This is a genomic window from Paraburkholderia sp. J12, from assembly GCF_905220215.1.
Taxonomy (GTDB): domain Bacteria; phylum Pseudomonadota; class Gammaproteobacteria; order Burkholderiales; family Burkholderiaceae; genus Paraburkholderia.
In genome coordinates this window covers 313618-333133 of sequence record NZ_CAJMZC010000002.1, presented here as the reverse complement: position 1 = coordinate 333133, position 19516 = coordinate 313618, and the positions used below count along the sequence as shown (strand labels likewise).

Sequence of the window (19516 nt, the reverse complement as noted above, 5' to 3'; positions counted from 1 at the left end):
AGCCATGCAGACTCTTCCCGACCGCCCCCTGGCCAGCATGCGCGCGCTCGTCACGGGCATCGCGAACGCCGAATCGATTGCCTACGGCTGCGCGCGCGCCTTCGCCGAACTCGGCGCGGAACTCGCCGTCACGTATCTGAACGACAAGGCGAAGCCCTACGTCGAACCGCTTGCCAACGAACTCGGCGCGAAGCTGTTCCTCCCGCTCAACGTGGAGGAAGACGCGCAGATGGGGGCCGTGTTCGAGGCGGTCCGCGAGACGTGGGGCAAGCTCGATATCGTGCTGCACTCCATCGCCTACGCGCCGAAAGAGGATCTGCACGGCGGCTTGCTCGATTCGTCGGCGCGCGGCTTCGCGTATGCGATGGACGTGTCGTGCCATTCGTTCATTCGCATGGCCAAGCATGCTGCGCCGCTGATGCCGCACGGCGGCACGCTCTTCGCGATGAGCTACGACGGCGCCAACCGCGTCGTGCCGAACTACAACCTCATGGGCCCCGTGAAGGCCGCGCTCGAAGCTTCATGCCGCTATCTGGCCTACGAGCTTGGGCCGCTCGGCATTCGCGTGCACGCCATCTCGCCGGGGCCGCTCAAGACGCGCGCCGCCTCCGGGTTGCCCGACTTCGACCGCATGCTGGCCGATGCCGTCGACCGTGCGCCGCTCGGCGAGCTCGTGGACATCATGGACGTGGGGTATGCCACCGCGTTTCTCGCCACGCGCTATGCGCGCCGCATGAGCGGCAACACCGTCTATATCGACGGCGGCTCGCACATCATGGCGTGAGCCGGGCGTCGCGTTCCCCGCTTATCGGAAAACCAGAAAAGCAAAGCTCGCATCGTTATAAGGCGTGCGTTCCGCCCCGCTAGAATCGGGTGTCGGCTGTCTGTAATGCGGCGGCCGTCATGCCTTTCAACGACATACGGGGAACACCATGGCAGGTTGGGGACGCGCATTGCGCGGAGTGGGCGCGGGCATCGTCGCGCTGGCGGCAGCCGCCCAGACGGCGCACGCTCAAACGTCGCTGCTCAACGTCTCTTACGACGTGACGCGCGAACTGTACAAGGACATCAACGCGAGCTTTATCGCCGACTATCAGAAGAAGACCGGCGAAACCGTCTCGATCAGGCAGTCGCACGGCGCGTCGAGCGCGCAGGCGCTTTCGGTGCTGCAGGGCCTGCAGGCCGACGTCGTGACCATGAACCAGCCGAACGATATCGACCTGCTGGCCGAACGCGGCCATCTGGTGCCCGCGAACTGGCGCGCGCGCCTGCCCGACGACAGCGCCCCGTACACCACGACGATGGTGTTCCTCGTGCGCAAGGGCAACCCGAAGCACATCAAGGACTGGGACGACCTCGCGAAGCCGGGCGTGCAGGTGGTGATCGCCAATCCCAAGACGTCGGGCAACGGCCGTTATGCGTATCTGGCCGCATGGGGCTACCGCAAGCAGCAGGGCGCAACCGACGCGCAGGCGCTCGACTTCGAGCGCGCGCTGCTGAAGAACGTGCCGGTGCTCGACGCGGGCGGGCGCGGTGCGACGACCACGTTCACGCAGCGCGGCATCGGCGACGTGCTCGTCACCTTCGAAAACGAAGTGGCGCTGATCGACACGGGCGTGGGTGCGAAGGACTTCGAAGCGGTGTATCCCTCGGTGAGCCTCCTGGCGGAGCCGCCGGTGACGATCGTCGACAAGGTGGTGGACAAGCGCGGCTCGCGCAAGGTCGCGCAGGCGTATCTCGACTATCTCTACTCGCCCGCGGCGCAGGAGATCATCGCCGAACATCATCTGCGTCCGCGCGATGCCGGTGTGCTGGCGAAGCACGCCAGCGAGTTCAAGCCCGTCAAGACCTTCACCGTCGAGCAGGTGTTCGGCAGCTGGCAGAACGCGCAGGCGACGCACTTCGCCGACGGCGGCACGTTCGATCAGATCGTTTCCGATCGAAAGTAGCGCTGCTGAACGGTTGCGCTAACAACAAAACGCCTCGCAAATTGCGAGGCGTTTTCGTTTCTGGCGGCTGGCCTTCAGACGGCGCGATCAATAGTAGCGATGATGTGCGTACCAGTCGCGGCGGCCCCACCAGTGACGGCCGTCCCAGTAGCGGTCGCCGTGCCAGCCGATGACGATTGCGGGCGCAACCACTGCCACAGGCTGATACGCCGGCTGATAAGCGACCACCGGCGGCGGGGGCGGCGGTGCGTACACCGGGGCCGGTGCGACATAGACCGGTGCGGGCACACCGATGTTCAGGCCGATGGCCACACCCGCCATGGCGCTTTGCGATGCGGCCAGAATCAGTGCCCCGGCGCCGAGAGCAGCAAACAGTTTCGTCTTCATTAGAGCCCCCTTCGGTGGTGGAAGAACGATGGCATGGCTCCAATCTAGGGGATTGCGCCCCGCTTTGCGTTACGAATCTGCAACAATGTTGCGCCAAATATTCCAACCCGGCGGCCTGCGGACAGCGTGCGCAGGTCACGCAGGCCCGGGCGGCGTGCCCGTGCGCGGGGGCTCGCCACGGTGCGTGTAAGCAAGCGTAATAAAGCTGACCCGTCCCGTAACCCTTGTAACGGCTGTGAAACGTAGACTGGCCCTCCATTAAGGCACGAAGCCGCCGGCTTCGCCTCGATGCAAGGTATTGCGATGGTCACCGAAGGCACTGCCATGCGGTCCTCGTGCGCACACGGCGGGGTGGGCACGCAGGCGCGCGTATGGTCTACGCCGGCACAACGCGCCGGCAACACGTTTTTCAAGCTCCTTTACCGCTGGACGCATACGCGCGCGTTCCGCCACAACGAGCGGCTCGCGCATGGCGTCTCGATTCTTCGCGACGAGCTGGGCCGACTCGAAGGTATGAGCATTCGCGGCCGCAGCCTGCCCTTTGCGAACGGCATGCCGCTGGCCGCGGCCGATCCGCGGGAGTCCCGGCAGGCGTGCCACCTGATCGCCACCGGCCCGTCGGTGAACGAAATCGATTACCGTGCGTTACCGATCGGGCGCGCGCTGGGCGTGAACGGCGCCATCATGCTGCAGCAGCAGGGCGTGCGGTTCGACTACTACTGCATCGTCGATACCGGCTTCGTGCGCCAGCGGCCCGATCTCGTCGAGCGCATCATCGGCGAGCCGCTCGTGCTGTACACCACGCCGCTCGTGCTCTGGTACATCGCGCAGCATTTTGCGATCGACCGCATGCGCTGCCGCGTTTTCCTGCTCGACGACATGCTTTTTCCCGCGGGCGAGCGGGCCCGCACGCTCGACGAGTTGCGCGCCGCGCACGACCATGGCGCGCTCGCGCTCTTCGAGGCGCCGGAAGCGCTGGGCTTCAGCCTCGACATCCGCCGCGGCGTGTTCGATGGCCGTACCGTCGCTTATTCGGCGTTGCAGGTGCTGGCTTCGCTTGGCTTCGGGCGCATCTTCCTGCATGGCGTGGATCTCGTGGATACGGCGCGCACGCCGCGCTTTTACGAATCGCACGAGTCCATGCAGCCGAGTCATATCGACCGGCACTACCACGGCTTCATCGAACCGTCGTTCCGCCATGCCGCGGCGCTCCTGCGCAGCCGCTGCGTGCAGGTGATGAACCTCTCGATGAAGAGCGCGCTGGGCGAGGACGTGTTCCCCAAGATGCCCTGGCAGGCGCTGGCGCGCGACGCGCACGCGCTCGCCTGACGCGCCGCCGCATTTCACGCGAGGCACCATGCGCGTCGTCCATCTTTCGAATACGCCGGTGGCGGGTAGTCCCGGCAACATCGTTTCGGCGCTCAACCGCCACACCGACATCGAAGCCCGCCATGTGGTGTTCAACGCATCGGCTTACGGTGCGCGCACGTTCGCCGTGGACATCGACTGGCAGACGCAGCGCGAAGAGGCGCTCACCGCCGTCGATGCGGCCGATGTAATTCATATCCATCAGTACTTCGAATTTTCGGAAACCTTCGGCGACGACCTGCCGAAGCGCTTCGGCGAGCGCAAGCTCATCCGCCAGTATCATTCCGCGCCCGCGCTGTGGGCGAGGCGCGATCCCGCGCTGCTCACGCGCATCGTCACCGATCCCGTGCCGCAACTCGTGATCGCGCAGGGGCCCGAGCGTTATTATCCGTTCGCGCGCGTGGTGCCCAATCTCGTGCCGCTCTACGACTGGCGCTATTTGCCGGCGCAAGAAGCGGAGGGGCCGCCGGTTGTGGTCTATTCGCCGAGCGGGCGCGCCAGTGCCTGGAAGACGCGCTGGGAAACCAAGGGTGCCCCGCAGACGCTCGCGCTTCTGCGCAAGCTTGAACGCAAGGGCCTGTGCCGCGTACAGGTGATCGTCGATACGCCGCACGATGCGTGTCTGCGCATCAAGCAGGCCGCGGCGCTCGCGGTCGACGAATGCGTGACGGGCAACTATCACCTGAGCGGTCTGGAGGCGCTGTCACAAGGCAAGCCGACCATCGGCCATCTCGACGCCCGCGTGCAGTCGCAACTGCGTCACCTGACGGGCGCGGTCGAATTGCCGTGGGTCGACGTGCGGCTGGAGGAGGCGGAGCCGGTGTTGCGCGCGCTGCTTGCCGACCGGCGTTTGCGCGAAGAGGTGGGGGCGGCGTCGCGCCGCTGGATGGAGACGTATTACGACGAGGCCACGCTCGTCGGTCACTACCGGCGCGCCTATCTCGATCTGTTCGAGGCGCCGGAGCGTTTCGGCGTGCCGCGCTTCACCACGCATGCCCAGCAGTGGTCCGCCGTGGCGCTGCCCGATCATAGCTGGGCCCAGCGCAGGCGCGCCGGGCTGCCGTTCTGGCGTCACGCCGTGGAGGCGTTGAAGCACTTCACGCGCCCCGCGCCCGGCGCGGGCCGGGACTGAAGCCCGACCCTTCGTCGTCGTCGGCTGGCGCTTACTGCACCTTACTGCACCGACACGCTGCCGAAGTTCTGGCGGCCGAACGGGCTCACCTGGTAGCCGCTTACGTCCGTGCGCGTGATGGCGGCGGCGGTGGGATAGCCCAGCGGAATCCACAGCGCCTGATCGTGGATGATCTTCTGCGCGGCTTCGTAGAGCTTCACGCGCTTGGCCTGATCGGCGGTGGCCTTGCCGTCGGCGATCAGCTTGTCGAGCTGCGGGTCGCAGAAGCGCGCGAAGTTGATGCCCGACTGCACCGCGTTGCAGCTGAAGAGCGGCGAGAGGTAGTTGTCGGGGTCGCCGTTGTCGCCGGCCCAGCCCATGAACAGCGTGTCATGCTGGCCCTGCTTCGCTTCCTTGATGAGCTCGCCCCACTCGATCACCTTGATATCCGCCTTCACGCCGATCTTCGCGAAATCGGCCTGCAGCAGCTCGGCGCCCACGCGCGGGTTGGGATTGAGCACGCTGCCGTTCGGGCGCACCCAGATCGTGGTCGAGAAGCCGTTGGGCAGGCCCGCATCGGCGAGCAGCTGCTTCGCCCTGGCCGGATCGTACGGGTAAGGCTGGATCGACTTGTCGTAGCCCCAGGTGATGGGCGGCCACGGATTGGTCGCGGGCGTGGCCGTATTGTCGAACACCGTTTTCAGGTAGGTCGTGCGGTCGAACGCGAGGTTCAGCGCCTGGCGCACCTTCGGGTTGTCGAGCGGCTTCTTCTGCGTGTTCAGCGCGACGAATGCGGTCATGAACGCGGGCGTTTCGACGACCTTGAGCGACTTGTCGCCCTTGGCCGCGGCTACGTCCTGGGGTTTCGGCGACAGCGCAATCTGGCATTCGCCGGCCTTCACCTTCTGCGCGCGCACGGCCGCGTCGGGCGTGATGGCGTAGATCAGGCGGTCCACCTTTGGCTTCGGCCCCCAGTAGGACGGATTCACCTCGTAGCGGATCAGCGCGTCCTTCGTGTAGCTCTTCAGCTGGAACGGGCCCGTGCCCACCGGCTTCGCGTTGAGATCGACTTCCTTGCCGGCCTTTTGCAGCTGGTCGGCATACTCGGCCGAATAGATCGACGCGAAGCCCATCGTCAGGATGGAGAGGAAGGTGGCGTTCGGCTCGGTGAGTTCGAACTTCACCGTGTTGCCGTCCACCTTCGAAACGGACTTGATGAGCTTGGGCAGCCCCATCGACTGCGCATGCGGGAAGCCGCTCGCGCCCGCGATCTTGTGCCACGGATTGTTCGCGTCGAGCATGCGCTCGAAGGTGAAGACGACGTCGTCGGCGTTCAGCGCGCGCGTGGGCTTGAACCACTCGGTGGTCTGGAACGCCACGTTCGGGCGCAGATGGAACGTGTAGGTGAGGCCGTCGGGGCTCACTTCCCACTTGTCGGCGAGCGCGGGGACGACCTTCTTCGCGGCCTCGTCGTAGGACACGAGCGCGTTGAAGATCACGTCCGCGGAGGCATTGGTCGTGACGAGCGAGTTGAACTGCACGACGTCGAAACCGTCCGGGCTCGATTCGGTGCAGACCGTCAGCGGCTTCGCGAGCGCGCTCGTGCCGGTGAAGGCGAGTGCGGCGCCGAGGGCACACGCGGCGGCGGCGCGCAGGCCGACGAGCGCAGGGACAGGCGAGGTGAAACGCATGGGATCTCCGGTTGTCTGCGAGTGGATCCGCGGTACTGTGTCCGTGGAAGCGGGCGGCTTCCGGTTGCGTCTGGTTTTTGTGCGCGCGACGTGGCGTGCGGGGAGCAGCCCGATGCGGGAAAGCTTATCGAAGGGAAATTGACGAGACAACAAATTAATCCGCATACCCTTATGGGGGGCTTGATCGCCCCTGGACGCGGACCGGCGAGGTTTTGTCGGCCTTACTCGCCTGCCGCGGAGGCACGCGGCTTACGCGGCGCCTTCTCGAACGCGCGATCGTAGAGCCAGCGCGGGAGCGCGGAAAGGAGAGCCGCGACCACCCGCATGGGCCACGGAAACACCGCGAACGACGTGCCGCCCGCGATTGCATCGGCGCTCTTGCGGGCGAACCGGTCGGCGTCCATGAGAAACGGCATGCGATACGGATTCTTCGCCGTCATGGGCGTGCGGATGTAGCCCGGCGCGATCGTGACGACCTTCACGCCGAACGGCCGCATCTCCACCCGCAATGCCTCCAGGTAGGCGAACGCCGCGGCCTTGGACGCGCTATAGGCGCCCGAGCCCGGCAACCCGCGCACGCCCGCCACGCTCGCGATGCCCACGAGCGTGCCGCGCCGTGCCTCGCTCATCGCTGCGGCGAACGGCTCGAAGGTGGCGACCATGCCGAAGTAGTTGGTATCCATCACGTCGCGAAAGGCCGCGAGGTCGCCCTGGCCCGTCACGGCGCCGCGGCTCACGCCGGCGTTGGCGATCACGATGTCGGGCAGGCCGTGTTCGGCGATGAAGGCGCGCGCGGCGCTCGCGAGCGCTTCGGCATCGCGCACGTCGGCGGGGTAGATCGAGATGGGATGCTGCGGGTGAGCTTGCCGGAATCCGTCGAGGGCGTCGGCGCGGCGCGCGACGAGCCCGAGGACGGCGCCGCGCCGCGCGTATTCGGCGGCGAGCGCGGCACCGATGCCGCTCGATGCGCCGGTGATGAAGACCTTCAGCGGTTGACTCATACCGGCGCGCCGGGGCTTACAGCTTCTTCGCGCGAACCTGCGAAACGAGGAAATCGAGCACCTGGATCGTGCCCGGCAGGCTGTTGGTCGCGGCGGGGCCGGTTTCGTACTTGCCCTGCACGGCGAGCGTCGGCACGCCGTCGATCTTGTACGCGTCGAGGAGCGCCTTGTCGCGCTGGAGCGCGCTTTGCGTCGAGAACGAGTTGTACGCGTCCATGTACTTCTTCGGATCCACGCCCTGGGTGGCGAGGAACTTGGCCTGGTCTTGCGGCGTGAGCAGGTAGTTCTTGTTCACGTGGATTTCGTGGAACACGGCGGGCGTGAGCTTGTCCGCGAGGCCGAGCGCGTCGAGCGCGTAGTACATCTTCGAGTGCGGGATGAAGTCGTCGCGGAATGCCACCGGCACGCGCTTGAACACGACATCCGGGCCCTGCTTCTTGATCCAGGCTTCGAGGTACGGGTCGAACTCGTTGCAGTGTGGGCAGCCGTACCACATGAATTCGATCACCTCGATCTTGCCCGCGGGCACGTCGAGCGGCTGCTGCGCTATGACCGTGTAGTCCTTGCCGGCCACGGGCGCGGCGGGCGAAGCGTGCGCTGCGCCGGCAACCATCGAAAGGGAAAGCAAAAGCGTACCAAGAAGTCGTTTCATGTTCTTCTGACTCGTGTAGAGATTGCCGGCCGCGCGGCCGGTTCCATTACTGTTTCGTGAAGCGGATGACCGCCGTATCGATACCGGCGTCGGACAGGCGCTGACGCGTCGAGTTCATGTCTTCGAACTTCCCGAACGGGCCGATGCGGACTCGATAATACGTGACCCCGCCTGCGTCGCGCTGCGTGACCTTCGATTCGAACCCCTGGAAGGCGAGGCGCGCGCGCTGTTGCTCGGCGTCGGCCGAGGTCTTGTAGGCGCCTACCTGGAGGAAGTAGCCGGTGTTGGCGTCGCTGGCGGCGGGCGCGGCCGAGCCTGCCTGCGCGGGCTTCGCGCCCGGCGCCGGGATGGCCGTGGCGGGCTTTTGCGGCTGGTTGTTCGCGAGGATCTGCGCCGGGTTGCTCGACGACGGCGGCGTTTTCGAGGTGTTGGCAGTGTTGTTCGCGGCGTTGTTGCCGGCGGCGGGCGCCGGCGCGACGGCGACGCCGTTCGCGGCACCCGTGCCGTTATCGGTCGACGAACCCGAGGGCGGCACTTCCACGATCTGCGGCTCTTCGAGCATGCCCGGCGACTGCGACGGGTTGGTGCTCTGGCCCGGCGCCATGTTGGGCGGCGTGCTTTGCGCGGCCTGCGGCACGGGCTGGCCCGGCGACTTGCCCTGCAGCGCGCGGTTCGGGTCGTACTGGGCGTTTGCGTCGCTTGCGTCCGAGGCGGGCGGCGCGACCTTCGAGACGAACGGCGTTGGCGCGCGCGTGATGTAGAGCGCCACCACCACCGCGATCGCAAGGCCGACAATCAGGCCCAGCACGATGCCGAGGAAGGTGCCCCCGGACTGTTTGGACTGCTGCTTCGTAGTGCGGCGCGGTTGTGCCATCGTCTGAATCACCTGCAAACAAGAGAATCTGGAATGGCCGCCCGCGCCTTGCGTGTCAGGCGCGGGCGGCCCCATGCATGTTGCTTCGTGTGCGGTTTAAGCCGGAAGTTCGCTGCGCACGTTCGCCCGTCTCGCGTTACATGCGCTCCGGCGCCGAAACGCCGATCACCGCGAGGCCGTTCGCGAGCACCTGGCGCGTGGCGGCCAGCAGCGCAACGCGGGCGTCGCGCTCGGCCGCGTCGTCGACCAGAACGCGTTCGGCATTGTAGAACGAGTGAAACTCGGCGGCGAGTTCGCGCAGATAGAACGCCACGGCGTGCGGCGCGAGTTCGCCGGCGGCATGCGTGAGCATGTCGGGGAATTCGGCGAGCTTCGCCACGAGCGCGAGCGAGCGTTCGCTTGCGAGCGGCGCGAGGTCGACCTTGGGCAGCGCGGCGAGGTTGCCGCCGTGCTTCGCCTGCCAGTCGGAGAGGATCGTCGAGATCCGCGCGTGCGCGTACTGCACGTAGTACACGGGGTTCTCGTCGTTCTGCTTGAGCGCGAGGTCGATGTCGAACACGAATTCGGTATCGGCCTTGCGCGAGATCAGGAAAAAGCGCACGGCGTCGCGGCCGCGACGAATGGTCGCTTCGTCGAGCAGGTCGGGCGAGGCTTCGCTGCCGGCGGTCGCGCCGCCCGACCATTCGATCAGGTCGCGCACGGTCACGTAGCTGCCCGCGCGCTTGGAGATCTTCACTTCCTGGCCGTCGCGCATCACGGTGACCATCTTGTGCAGCACGTAGTCGGGATAGCCCTTCGGGATGCCGACGCCGAGCGCCTGCAGGCCCGCGCGCACGCGCGCGATGGTGCCGTGGTGGTCCGAGCCCTGGATGTTGATGACCTTGGTGAAGCCGCGCTCCCACTTCGTGACGTGGTAGGCCACGTCCGGCAGGAAGTACGTGTAGGTGCCGTCGGACTTGCGCATCACGCGGTCCTTGTCGTCGCCGTAGTCGGTGGTCTTGAGCCACAGCGCACCTTCCTGCTCGTAGGTCTCGCCCGAGGCGACGAGCGCCTCGACGGTCTTCTCCACGCGGCCTTCGGTGTAGAGCGACGATTCGAGGTAGTACTGGTCGAACTTCACGCCGAACGCGAGCAGGTCGAGATCCTGCTCGTGGCGCAGATAGGCCACGGCGAAGCGGCGGATCGCATCGAGATCTTCGGGGTCCTGTGCGCCCTTCACGGGCTCGCCGTCCTTCGCGCTGACCGTTTCGCCCGCCAGGTAGTCGCGCGCGATGTCGGCGATGTATTCGCCGTTGTAGGCGGCCTCGGGCCATTCGGCGTCGCCGGGTTTGAAGCCGCGCGCGCGCGCCTGGGTGGAGATGGCGAGGTTGCCGATCTGCACGCCCGCGTCGTTGTAGTAGAACTCGCGGTGCACGTCGTAGCCCTGCGAGGCCAGCACGTTCGAAATCGCGTCGCCGAGCGCGGCCTGGCGGCCGTGGCCGACGTGCAGCGGGCCCGTGGGGTTCGCGGAGACGAATTCGACCAGCACGTGCTTGCCCGCGTCGCGCTGCGAGCGGCCGAAGGCCTCGCCCTCGGCGAACACGGCGCCGATCACGGCGCGTTTGGCGTTCGCGGTGAGACGCAGGTTGATGAAGCCGGGGCCGGCCACTTCGGCCGACTCGACGAGGCCGGCGGCCGCGGGCAGCGCGAGCACGGCCTCGACGATCTGCTGGGCGAGCTGGCGCGGGTTGGCGCGCAGCGGTTTGGCGAGCTGCATGGCCACGTTGCAGGCGACGTCGCCGTGGGCTGCGACCTTCGGGCGCTCGAGCGTGATCGTGGGCGCGATGAACGCGGCTTCGGAGGCGCCTTCGAGGGCCTTGGCCACCTGGCCGACGGCGTCGGCGAACAGGGTCTCCAGGGTGAGTTTCTGTGCGGGCAGCATGCTTGTTGCAGGTCCTGTGCGGGTGATGGCGGGCGCTTCGGCCGGTTGGGCCCGCGCGTTGCCATCGGGTACTGGGTGGGGGCGGGCATCGTGCCCCAGGGCTTGCGGCGCCATGCCGGCCGGCCCGTGCGGGTAATTCCGTTCAGACGGATTTTAGCAGGGTGCTAATATGTTCCATGAGAAGCCCGCAAGGGTGGTTCCTTGCCGGGATGAACTCGCCGGCCGCAGGGTGTCTGGCGCCTGGGAGAGCCAGGCAAGCGTCAGCCGGGCGCGCGGACCTCAAAAAATCAAAAGGGAACTGTCATGCTGGTTACATTCAAATGCCACGCATCGCCTGATGTCTTGATGCTTGAAAATCTCGCTCAGTACCTGCTCGGTATCATCGGCAAGCGGCTCGGACCGCGCGGTGTGATCTCGCACGACGAACTCGAGGCTGCGATCGGCAAGCTCGAAGCGGCGATCGCCACCGACAAGCGCGAACGCGCCGAACACGAAGGCCATTTCCACGAGGGCGAAGAGGGCTATGAGCAGCGCCCTCATGAAGAGCCGGTGGGTCTCGCGCAGCGCGCGTTCCCGTTTCTCGACATGCTGCGCGCGGCGCACAAGGAACAGAGCGATATCGTGTGGGGGATTTGAGTGTGGGCGCGGGCGAAGGTGAAGCCCGCTGAGGCCTGTGTTTCCGGCTGAGTCCGATAACAGAACAGAAGAGCCCGCTTGAGCGGGCTCTTCTGTTTCATGCGCACCGCGTTCCGCGGTTTTCTGCTTACTGGCTCGCTGCTGCCGGTGCCGCGTCGGCCGCCGAAGCCGCACCCTTCTTCACCTTCTTCTTTTTCGGCTTCTTCACGTGCTTTTCGGTGGGCGCCGAATACGACGTCGCCGCACTCGCTTCCGGATGGGCGACTGCCGGCTGCGAGGCCGGCTGCGCGAACGAGGGCTCCGCGAGGGCTGCGATGCCGAATGCCGCCAACATCAACACCAGCTTCTTCATACGATTTCTCCGTCGATAGTTGCTTGATAGTTGCTTTTAAGGACCTGCTGATGAGCGAGCTTTCTGCCTTTTCCGACTCGCTTCGGGCACGGTTTGACCCATCCGGCCTTATCCGGCCGAGCCAATCTGGCCGAGGGTAGTGCCGGTCCATCTTACAAAGACGAAAAGTCGCACGCGCCAAATATTTAGTCTATGGAACGGCATATGTCGGGCTGCTGCAACGCAACGGTTGCAGCGCCCGGTTGAACACGCTGGAAGACGGCAACCCGCGCGCCGTAAAAGGGGGAAGGGCGGCGCAGGCTGCCCGCAGCCTCAGAGCTGCGGCGCGAGCGCGCGGCGGGCATCCTCGTCGGAGAGCGCCATGCGGCGGGCATAGTCGGCGAGCTGATCCTGGCCGATCTTGCCCAGGGTGAAGTACGTGCTGTCCGGATGCGCGAGATAGAAGCCCGAAACGCTCGCGGCCGGCAGCATTGCGAGCGATTCGGTCACGCTCATGCCGATCTCGCCCGCCTGCAGCACCTCGAACATGTCGCGCTTCACGAGGTGGTCGGGGCACGCGGGATAGCCCGGCGCCGGGCGGATGCCCGAGTACTTTTCGGCGATCAGGGCGTCGTTGTCGAGCGTTTCGCCGCTCGCGTAGCCCCACAGGTCGCGGCGCACGCGCGCGTGCATGGCTTCGGCAAAAGCTTCGGCGAAGCGGTCCGCGAGCGCCTTGAGCATGATCGCGCTGTAGTCGTCGTGGTCCTTTTCGAACTGCGCTTCCTTCACGTCCACGCCGATGCCGGCCGTCACCGCGAACATGCCGATGTAGTCGGCCACGCCCGAATCCTTCGGCGCGATGAAGTCGGCGAGCGACCGGTTCGGGCGCATCACGCCGTCCACCACGGGGCGCACCGACTGCTGGCGCAGATTGCGCCACGTGAGCGCGACCTCGCGGCGCGACTCGTCGGTATAGATCTCGATATCGTCGTCGTTCACGGTGTTCGCGGGCAGCAGCGCGATCACGCCGTTGGCCTGGAGCCAGCGGCCCTGGATCAGGCGCGCGAGCATCGACTTCGCGTCCGAGAACACCTTGCGCGCCGACTCGCCCACGATCTCGTCGTTGAGGATCTGCGGATAGGGACCGGCCAGGTCCCATGTCTGGAAGAACGGGCCCCAGTCGATATAGTGCGAAAGCTCGTTCAGATCGAAATTCTTGAACACGCGGCGGCCGATGAACTTCGGCTTCACCGGTTTGAAGTTCGCCCAGTCGATCTTCGTCTTGTTCGCGCGCGCCTCTTCGAGCGTGACCATGGGCTGCGCCTTCTTGTTCGCGTGCTGGTCGCGAATGCGCTCGTAATCGACCTTCAGTTCGTCGATGTACTTCGCCGCGCCTTCGTCGGAAAGCAGGCTCGACGCCACCGATACCGAGCGCGACGCATCGGGCACGTACACCACGGGCCCTTCGTAGTTGGGCGCGATCTTCACGGCGGTGTGCACGCGCGAGGTGGTGGCGCCGCCGATCAGGAGCGGAATCTTCTTCACGCGGAAGTAGTCGTCGCGCTGCATTTCCGAGGCGACATAGGCCATCTCTTCGAGCGACGGCGTAATGAGCCCGGAGAGCCCGATGATGTCCGCGCCTTCGACCTTCGCCTTCGCGAGAATCTCGTTGCACGGGACCATCACGCCCATGTTGACCACTTCGAAGTTATTGCACTGGAGCACCACCGACACGATGTTCTTGCCGATGTCGTGCACGTCGCCCTTCACGGTGGCGATCACGATCTTGCCCTTCGCGCGCACGTCGGCGCCCGCTTCGGCGAGCTGGCGCTTTTCTTCCTCGATGAACGGGATCAGGTGCGCGACCGCCTGCTTCATCACGCGAGCGGACTTCACCACTTGCGGCAGGAACATCTTGCCCTGGCCGAACAGGTCGCCGACGACGTTCATGCCGTCCATGAGCGGGCCTTCGATCACGTTGATCGGGCGACCGCCGCCGTCCATGATCTTCTGGCGCGCTTCTTCGGTGTCCTCGACGATGAAGTTCGTGATGCCATGCACGAGCGCGTGCGCGAGACGTTTCTCGACGGACTGGTTGCGCCACTCGAGGTTTTCTTCCTTCTTCGCGGCGCCGGTCTTGAACTTGTCGGCGATTTCGAGCAGGCGGTCGGTCGCGTCGGGGCGGCGGTTGAGCACCACGTCTTCCACGCGATCGCGCAGCTCGGCATCGAGATCGGCATACACGCCGAGCTGCCCCGCGTTGACGATGCCCATGTCCATGCCCGCCTGAATGGCGTAGTAGAGGAACACGGTGTGGATCGCCTCGCGCACGGGGTCGTTGCCGCGAAACGAGAACGACACGTTCGAGACGCCGCCGCTGATCTTCGCGTACGGCAGGTTCTGCTTGATCCAGCGCGTGGCTTCGATGAAGTCCACCGCGTAGTTGTTGTGCTCTTCGATGCCGGTTGCCACCGCGAAGATGTTCGGGTCGAAGATGATGTCTTCGGGCGCGAAGCCCACTTCGTTCACGAGCACCTCGTACGAGCGCCTGCAGATCTCGGTCTTGCGCTCGAAGGTGTCGGCCTGGCCCTTCTCGTCGAAGGCCATCACCACGGCGGCGGCGCCGTAGCGGCGGATCAGCTTCGCGTGATGGATGAAGGGCTCCTTGCCTTCCTTCAGCGAGATCGAGTTCACGATCGCCTTGCCCTGCACGCACTGCAGGCCCGCCTCGATCACGTCCCACTTCGAGGAGTCGATCATGATCGGCACGCGCGCGATGTCCGGCTCCGAGGCGATCAGGTTCATGAAGCGCACCATCGCCGCCTTCGAGTCGAGCATCGCCTCGTCCATGTTGACGTCGATGACCTGGGCGCCGTTCTCCACCTGCTGGCGCGCGACCGCGAGCGCCTCGTCGAACTGGCCGTTCAGGATCATCCGCGCGAACGCTTTCGAGCCCGTCACGTTGGTGCGCTCGCCCACGTTGATGAACAGCGTGCCTTCGCCCACGTTGAAGGGTTCGAGGCCGGAGAGTCGCAGGGTATGGTCAGTCATGGCGGAGGACCGGATCGTCAGGTTGTCTTGAGTGTCGGCGAAGCGAGGCATGCGTCAGGGGCGGCGCTGCGTGCGTCTTCAGGCGGCGTCGCGATACTGGCCGGGCCAGCGGCGCGGCTTGATTTCGGCGAGCGCCTTCGCGATCGCGGCGATATGGTCCGGCGTCGTGCCGCAGCAGCCGCCCGCCACGTTCACGAGGCCGGCCGCGGCGAATTCCTTCAGGAGCCCCGAGGTATCGGCGGGGGTTTCGTCGAAACCCGTGTCGCTCATCGGGTTCGGCAGGCCCGCGTTCGGGTAGCACGAAACGTACGTATCGCACAGCTTCGCGAGTTCGGCGATGTACGGGCGCATGAGCGCCGCGCCGAGCGCGCAGTTCAGGCCGAAGGTGAGCGGCTTCGCATGACGCAGCGAGTTCCAGAACGCCTCGACGGTCTGTCCCGAGAGAATGCGGCCCGAGGCGTCGGTGACGGTGCCCGAGATCATGATGGGCAAGAGCTCGCCCGTGTCTTCGAAGAGCTGGTCGAGCGCGAAGAGCGCGGCCTTGGCGTTGAGCGTGTCGAAGATCGTCTCGACGAGGAACAGGTCGCAGCCGCCGTCCATGAGCGCCTTCGCCTGCTCGTAGTACGCCACGCGCAGCTCTTCGAACGTGACGTTGCGCGCGCCCGGATCGTTCACGTCGGGCGAGATGCTCGCGGTCTTCGGCGTCGGCCCGATGGCGCCGGCGACGAAGCGCGGCTTGTCGGGCGTCGAATACTTGTCGCATGCGGCGCGCGCGAGCTTTGCCGACTCGACGTTCATTTCGATGGCCAGCTCGCCCATGCCGTAGTCGTCCTGGGCGACGGTGGTCGCGCCGAACGTGTTCGTTTCGATGATGTCCGCGCCCGCCGCGAGGTACTGCTCGTGAATCTCGCTGATGATCTGCGGCTGCGTGAGCGAGAGCAGTTCGTTGTTGCCCTTGATGTCGCGCGGATAGTCCTTGAAGCGTTCGCCACGATAGGCGGCTTCGTCGAGCTTGTAGCGCTGGATCATCGTGCCCATGGCGCCGTCGAGGATCAGGATGCGCGAGGCGAGCAGCGCCGGCAGGGCGGCGCCGCGCGTATAGGGCGCGCTCGCGGCCGGACGATGGGCGGCGGTGCGGGAGACGGTATCGGCGGACTGGTTCATGAGGGCGGATGGGCTTAGACGCCGGTTGAACGAGGAAACCCAATATTGTAGCCGCAGCCGGGCCGCCTCGCCGCGCGTGCTCGCGGCGCGCGAGGGCCTGGCTGCAATGCAGGGGCGCATAAAGAAAAACCCCGGCCGCCGAAGCGGACGGGGTTCCCTGAGCGTGAATCCTGAGCTTGATCCCTGAGCGTGATCCCTGAGCGTGAGTGCGAGTGCCGCTGTTACCGCCAGGTTGTCGCCGGCCGATGCGCGCTCAGTGGAGCACGACCGGTTGCTGCATGAGGCTGTCGAAGCGGCCGAGGAATTCGTCGACTTCGTCCAGCGACTGCTCTTCATCCATCAGCTTTTGCACGTGCTCGCGAAAGCTTGCCGCCATCATGCCGTCGATGAAGATCTCGCGGCGCGCGTTCTTGTCCACGATTTCGTAACCGCCAGCCCGCATCGCATTGTGACCGTCCTGCGGGGGGAATTCGACAACGCAATAGTTGGGACTGTTGTAGATCATTTGCATGGCGACACTCCTTTTTCCTGTGCTCCCTGGCATCTTCCTGGTATTGACCGAATTTATCCTTGGCCAATACATGGAGCGTTCGGTCCGGAATTCAAGGGCTCCCTCTTTACCGCCTGCTCACCTGCTTTCCCTTTTCGTTCCGCCTGTTACCGCCTTGGCTCTCTGTCCTCCCGGGTTCAAATGTTTAGACCGACTGATGGAGAAACGTTTCAAGCAACGCCGCGAACCGTTGCGATTCCTCTACGGGGGCCAGATGCGCGGCGTCGAGAATCTCGAGGCGCGCGCCGGCGATCGCCTGCGCAAGTCTTTGTGTGAGCGCAGCCGGCGTGCCGGTGTCGTAACGGCCGGCAACGGCAAGCGTCGGCACCTTCAGTGCGGCGAGGCGATCGTGCGCGTCGAAATCGCGCAGGGCCTCGCACGCCATCGCATAACCTTCCGAAGCTGTCCGTAATAAAACGTCACTTATTTTTTCGACTGTCTCGCGATGCGTGCGGCGAAAGTCGGGCGTGAACCAGCGCTCGATGGTGGCCGTCGCGAGTGCCGCCGTGCCTTCGCGGCGCACGAGCGCGGCCCGCTGGTTCCACATCTCGCGCGCTTCGGGCGCGGTGCGGCTCACGGTGTCGCAAAGCGCGAGCGAGCGCACGCGCGAGGGATAGTCGAGTGCGAACTGCTGCGCGATCATGCCGCCCATCGATACACCCACGAGATGGACGTTCGCGATGCCGGTTGCCTCCAGCATGGCGTTCAGATCGCTTGCCAACTGTGCGACGCCGAACGGCTCGCGCGAAAGCGCGCTCGCGCCGTGGCCGCGCACGTCGTAGCGCAGCACGCTGTAGCGATGACGGAAATGGCCGGCCAGTTGATCCCACACGGTGAGGTCGCCGCCCAGTTGATGCACGAACGCGAGCACGGGGCCGCCGCTGCGGTCGTCGAGGAGGTAGTGCGTATCGATGCCGTTGACAGTCACTTGCATGGTTTCCTCCTTCACGTTGCCGGGTCGGGAGTCAGGCCGTCTGCGAGGTGCTGTGTGCACGCGATGCCGGTTGCGCAACCCGCGCGCCCGAAGGTGCGCGGGACGTTGTTTGCTGTTGTCCTCGGTTCGTACGTTCAGGTCGCGAGCGGGGTTTTTCGTCTGCTTTTTGTTGCTCTTTGTTGCGTTTGGCTCAGTTCGCGATGGTTGTTGTTTTCGCTTCGATGCGCTTCGATCTTCGAAGCGTTGCGTCGTATCGAAGGGGCGGTGCCTGCGTGCTCCCGACCCTTCGGCGAACTCTGCTGCGACCGATTCCAGTATGCGCTATTTCGCCGCGTCTTGCCGCGAAGCGGGCCGATGCGGCAGGCGTTCTGGCGGGCGCGTGACGGAGCGCTTCGAGTGACGCGGCCAGGCGGCGTTCAGGGCTGTGCGGGCGCGTCGTGGGTGGAAACGTTGCCAGCGGGGGGCGACGCAGGGGAGGCCGTCGGCGTTTGCGGCGCCTCGGCGGCCGGTGTGGCCGGTTGCTGTGCGGGATCTTCGGACCCGGACGGCGCGGCGGGGGCTGTAGTGGCCGGTTGTTCCGCTGCGGGGGCAGCCGGCTCGTCGGGCTGGGGCGCGTTGCCGGGCTCGCCGGCGGGCGGGCTCGGCGGCGCCTCGCCGCCGCCGCTGTTGCCTGGCGCAGCTGTTTCTCCGGTGTCGTTCGCGGTCGAACGGTCGCCTGCCGCATTCGCCGCAGGAATCGCGAGCGGTCCGCGCCAGACGAGTTCGAACTGACTGCCGTTGGGCTCGGTCTGCACGAGCCGCACCGGCAGCCAGCCGAGCGACGGCGCGAGCCACACGTCGATGCGCCGCTTGTCGCCGTCGCGCCTCGGCAGTCGCATGAAGTGGCGCGCGGTGACATAGCCGTGATCGGTGCTCACGGTTTCGTCGCCGATGGTGGTCACGGGCCAGGTTTCGCCGCTGTCGTTGTCGGCCACGTAGAACTCGCGCGTGACGCCCGGCTTGTAGGCGGCGGGGTCGCCGCGCACGAGGCTCGCCAGCTGCATCACCATGCTGAAGCGATCCTGCGCGCCGTCGGGCAGCGCGAGCGAATTCGGCGTGCGCGTGAACACGATCTGCTTGTCGCTGCGGTTGAAGACGGTGAAATCCGCGGGGCGGTGGCCGCGTTTTTCGATGTACTGATCCGGCGCGATGCCGAACGCGTCCACGTGCCCGCGGCTCGTCCAGCTGAACGTGCCGACGAACGGCAGCGGCACCGAGACCACCATTTCGTAGCGCTGGCCGTCGCTTGCCCAATGGATCGTGCCCGGCTGGTTGCGCATGCCGTTATAGAACGTGTCGTACTGCAGTTCGCCCGAGGGCGGGATCGAGAACTTCACGCCATGCGAGGCTTGCGTGGCCGGCGCGGAAGGCGTGTTGCCGTTGCCTGCGCCGGCTTGCGCCGTGCCGCCGCGGGTGCCCGCGGCGGCTGCTGGGCTGCTGGCGGTTGCGTCGGAGGCGGCCGTCTCGGGGGCTGGCGGGCTCGATGCGGGCTCGGCGGCTGCGGCCTCGGGATGCGGTCTGGGCGGCGTCAGCGCGCGCAGTTCGTGCGGCGTGTGCGCTTCGCGATGCACCGGGCGCGGCGCGGCTTTCGGCGTGGCGGCTTTCGCGGCGGGCTGCGCCTCGCGTTCGACGCGCGCGGGTTTGAGCAGCGCGACCTGCACCGGCACGTGCACGTCGCGTGCGGGCGGCGGCACGCCGCGATGCCGCTCGATCCACCCCGCCGCCAGCCAGTGAAGCAGCGTCACGGCGACGAACACGGCCACCCAGCGCCACGCGCGCGAACGCGGCGCGGGGGCGGTGCGGGTAGGGTCGGGGCGGGCGGCGGCGCTCGGCATTTATTTATCGTGGGGTGAAGGT

At 66.2% G+C, this 19516-nt stretch carries 17 protein-coding genes; 5 read left to right on the top strand and 12 right to left on the bottom strand.

The window, feature by feature from the left end:
- The first annotated feature begins 4 nt into the window (after nucleotides 1-4).
- A complete protein-coding gene (gene fabI / locus U5760_RS06470; protein WP_322010477.1) occupies nucleotides 5-784 on the top strand; it encodes an enoyl-ACP reductase FabI in 780 nt (259 codons plus the stop codon).
- 148 nt (nucleotides 785-932) lie between these two features.
- Nucleotides 933-1949 (top strand): sulfate ABC transporter substrate-binding protein, encoded by a 1017-nt coding sequence (locus tag U5760_RS06465; RefSeq protein ID WP_322010476.1) that lies wholly within the window; start codon nucleotides 933-935, stop codon nucleotides 1947-1949.
- Between the two features lie 87 nt (nucleotides 1950-2036).
- Here U5760_RS06465 and U5760_RS06460 read toward each other — a convergent pair whose 3' ends face one another.
- A complete protein-coding gene (locus U5760_RS06460) occupies nucleotides 2037-2336 on the bottom strand; it encodes a hypothetical protein (RefSeq protein WP_322010475.1) in 300 nt (99 codons plus the stop codon).
- A gap of 324 nt (nucleotides 2337-2660) precedes the next feature.
- Here U5760_RS06460 and U5760_RS06455 point away from each other — a divergent pair, with 324 nt between their 5' ends.
- Together U5760_RS06455 and U5760_RS06450 are read left to right on the top strand one after the other, a co-directional pair.
- Nucleotides 2661-3665 (top strand): hypothetical protein, encoded by a 1005-nt coding sequence (locus U5760_RS06455; protein WP_322010474.1) that lies wholly within the window; start codon nucleotides 2661-2663, stop codon nucleotides 3663-3665.
- 28 nt (nucleotides 3666-3693) lie between these two features.
- Nucleotides 3694-4836, top strand: a complete 1143-nt coding sequence (locus U5760_RS06450) for a hypothetical protein (protein WP_322010473.1) — start codon at nucleotides 3694-3696, stop codon at nucleotides 4834-4836.
- A gap of 41 nt (nucleotides 4837-4877) precedes the next feature.
- On the opposite strand, the gene U5760_RS06445 is transcribed toward U5760_RS06450, so the two are convergent.
- The 5 genes from U5760_RS06445 to argS all read right to left on the bottom strand — a co-directional run bounded on the left by U5760_RS06445 (nucleotide 4878) and on the right by argS (nucleotide 10954).
- Nucleotides 4878-6506, bottom strand: a complete 1629-nt coding sequence (locus U5760_RS06445; RefSeq protein WP_322010472.1) for an ABC transporter substrate-binding protein — start codon at nucleotides 6504-6506, stop codon at nucleotides 4878-4880.
- A 221-nt stretch (nucleotides 6507-6727) separates the two neighbouring features.
- Nucleotides 6728-7507, bottom strand: a complete 780-nt coding sequence (locus U5760_RS06440; protein WP_322010470.1) for an SDR family oxidoreductase — start codon at nucleotides 7505-7507, stop codon at nucleotides 6728-6730.
- 16 nt (nucleotides 7508-7523) lie between these two features.
- Nucleotides 7524-8159, bottom strand: a complete 636-nt coding sequence (locus U5760_RS06435; protein WP_322010469.1) for a thiol:disulfide interchange protein DsbA/DsbL — start codon at nucleotides 8157-8159, stop codon at nucleotides 7524-7526.
- Nucleotides 8160-8205: 46 nt separating this feature from the next.
- A complete protein-coding gene (locus tag U5760_RS06430) occupies nucleotides 8206-9033 on the bottom strand; it encodes an SPOR domain-containing protein (protein WP_322010468.1) in 828 nt (275 codons plus the stop codon).
- A gap of 136 nt (nucleotides 9034-9169) precedes the next feature.
- The gene (argS, locus tag U5760_RS06425; protein WP_322010467.1) at nucleotides 9170-10954 is read right to left on the bottom strand and encodes an arginine--tRNA ligase; all 1785 of its coding nucleotides are present in this window, start codon (nucleotides 10952-10954) and stop codon (nucleotides 9170-9172) included.
- Between the two features lie 303 nt (nucleotides 10955-11257).
- On the opposite strand from argS, the gene U5760_RS06420 reads away from it, so the two are divergent.
- On the top strand, nucleotides 11258-11590 hold the full coding sequence (locus tag U5760_RS06420) for a DUF1840 domain-containing protein (protein WP_322010466.1): 333 nt from the start codon (nucleotides 11258-11260) through the stop codon (nucleotides 11588-11590).
- A gap of 127 nt (nucleotides 11591-11717) precedes the next feature.
- Here U5760_RS06420 and U5760_RS06415 read toward each other — a convergent pair whose 3' ends face one another.
- The 6 genes from U5760_RS06415 to U5760_RS06390 all read right to left on the bottom strand — a co-directional run bounded on the left by U5760_RS06415 (nucleotide 11718) and on the right by U5760_RS06390 (nucleotide 19494).
- Nucleotides 11718-11942, bottom strand: coding sequence for an acid-shock protein (locus U5760_RS06415; protein ID WP_322010465.1), 225 nt, complete (start codon nucleotides 11940-11942; stop codon nucleotides 11718-11720).
- 312 nt (nucleotides 11943-12254) lie between these two features.
- The gene (gene metH / locus U5760_RS06410; RefSeq protein WP_322010464.1) at nucleotides 12255-15023 is read right to left on the bottom strand and encodes a methionine synthase; all 2769 of its coding nucleotides are present in this window, start codon (nucleotides 15021-15023) and stop codon (nucleotides 12255-12257) included.
- 27 nt (nucleotides 15024-15050) lie between these two features.
- Complete coding sequence (locus U5760_RS06405; RefSeq protein ID WP_322010463.1) at nucleotides 15051-16136, bottom strand: homocysteine S-methyltransferase family protein; 1086 nt, start codon at nucleotides 16134-16136, stop codon at nucleotides 15051-15053.
- 253 nt (nucleotides 16137-16389) lie between these two features.
- On the bottom strand, nucleotides 16390-16647 hold the full coding sequence (locus tag U5760_RS06400; RefSeq protein WP_322010462.1) for a DUF3567 domain-containing protein: 258 nt from the start codon (nucleotides 16645-16647) through the stop codon (nucleotides 16390-16392).
- A gap of 184 nt (nucleotides 16648-16831) precedes the next feature.
- Nucleotides 16832-17620, bottom strand: coding sequence for a 3-oxoadipate enol-lactonase (gene pcaD, locus U5760_RS06395; protein ID WP_322010461.1), 789 nt, complete (start codon nucleotides 17618-17620; stop codon nucleotides 16832-16834).
- A gap of 416 nt (nucleotides 17621-18036) precedes the next feature.
- Nucleotides 18037-19494, bottom strand: a complete 1458-nt coding sequence (locus U5760_RS06390) for a DUF3108 domain-containing protein (protein WP_322010460.1) — start codon at nucleotides 19492-19494, stop codon at nucleotides 18037-18039.
- Between the last annotated feature and the right edge of the window lie 22 nt (nucleotides 19495-19516).

What these genes read in the sequence shown, in the direction of transcription:
- fabI (WP_322010477.1), top strand. Translation starts at nt 5, where the DNA reads ATGCAGACTCTTCCCGACCGCCCCCTGGCCAGCATGCGCGCGCTCGTC.
- U5760_RS06465 (WP_322010476.1), top strand. Translation starts at nt 933, where the DNA reads ATGGCAGGTTGGGGACGCGCATTGCGCGGAGTGGGCGCGGGCATCGTC.
- U5760_RS06460 (WP_322010475.1), bottom strand. Translation starts at nt 2,336, where the DNA reads ATGAAGACGAAACTGTTTGCTGCTCTCGGCGCCGGGGCACTGATTCTG.
- U5760_RS06455 (WP_322010474.1), top strand. Translation starts at nt 2,661, where the DNA reads ATGCGGTCCTCGTGCGCACACGGCGGGGTGGGCACGCAGGCGCGCGTA.
- U5760_RS06450 (WP_322010473.1), top strand. Translation starts at nt 3,694, where the DNA reads ATGCGCGTCGTCCATCTTTCGAATACGCCGGTGGCGGGTAGTCCCGGC.
- U5760_RS06445 (WP_322010472.1), bottom strand. Translation starts at nt 6,506, where the DNA reads ATGCGTTTCACCTCGCCTGTCCCTGCGCTCGTCGGCCTGCGCGCCGCC.
- U5760_RS06440 (WP_322010470.1), bottom strand. Translation starts at nt 7,507, where the DNA reads ATGAGTCAACCGCTGAAGGTCTTCATCACCGGCGCATCGAGCGGCATC.
- U5760_RS06435 (WP_322010469.1), bottom strand. Translation starts at nt 8,159, where the DNA reads ATGAAACGACTTCTTGGTACGCTTTTGCTTTCCCTTTCGATGGTTGCC.
- U5760_RS06430 (WP_322010468.1), bottom strand. Translation starts at nt 9,033, where the DNA reads ATGGCACAACCGCGCCGCACTACGAAGCAGCAGTCCAAACAGTCCGGG.
- argS (WP_322010467.1), bottom strand. Translation starts at nt 10,954, where the DNA reads ATGCTGCCCGCACAGAAACTCACCCTGGAGACCCTGTTCGCCGACGCC.
- U5760_RS06420 (WP_322010466.1), top strand. Translation starts at nt 11,258, where the DNA reads ATGCTGGTTACATTCAAATGCCACGCATCGCCTGATGTCTTGATGCTT.
- U5760_RS06415 (WP_322010465.1), bottom strand. Translation starts at nt 11,942, where the DNA reads ATGAAGAAGCTGGTGTTGATGTTGGCGGCATTCGGCATCGCAGCCCTC.
- metH (WP_322010464.1), bottom strand. Translation starts at nt 15,023, where the DNA reads ATGCCTCGCTTCGCCGACACTCAAGACAACCTGACGATCCGGTCCTCC.
- U5760_RS06405 (WP_322010463.1), bottom strand. Translation starts at nt 16,136, where the DNA reads ATGAACCAGTCCGCCGATACCGTCTCCCGCACCGCCGCCCATCGTCCG.
- U5760_RS06400 (WP_322010462.1), bottom strand. Translation starts at nt 16,647, where the DNA reads ATGCAAATGATCTACAACAGTCCCAACTATTGCGTTGTCGAATTCCCC.
- pcaD (WP_322010461.1), bottom strand. Translation starts at nt 17,620, where the DNA reads ATGCAAGTGACTGTCAACGGCATCGATACGCACTACCTCCTCGACGAC.
- U5760_RS06390 (WP_322010460.1), bottom strand. Translation starts at nt 19,494, where the DNA reads ATGCCGAGCGCCGCCGCCCGCCCCGACCCTACCCGCACCGCCCCCGCG.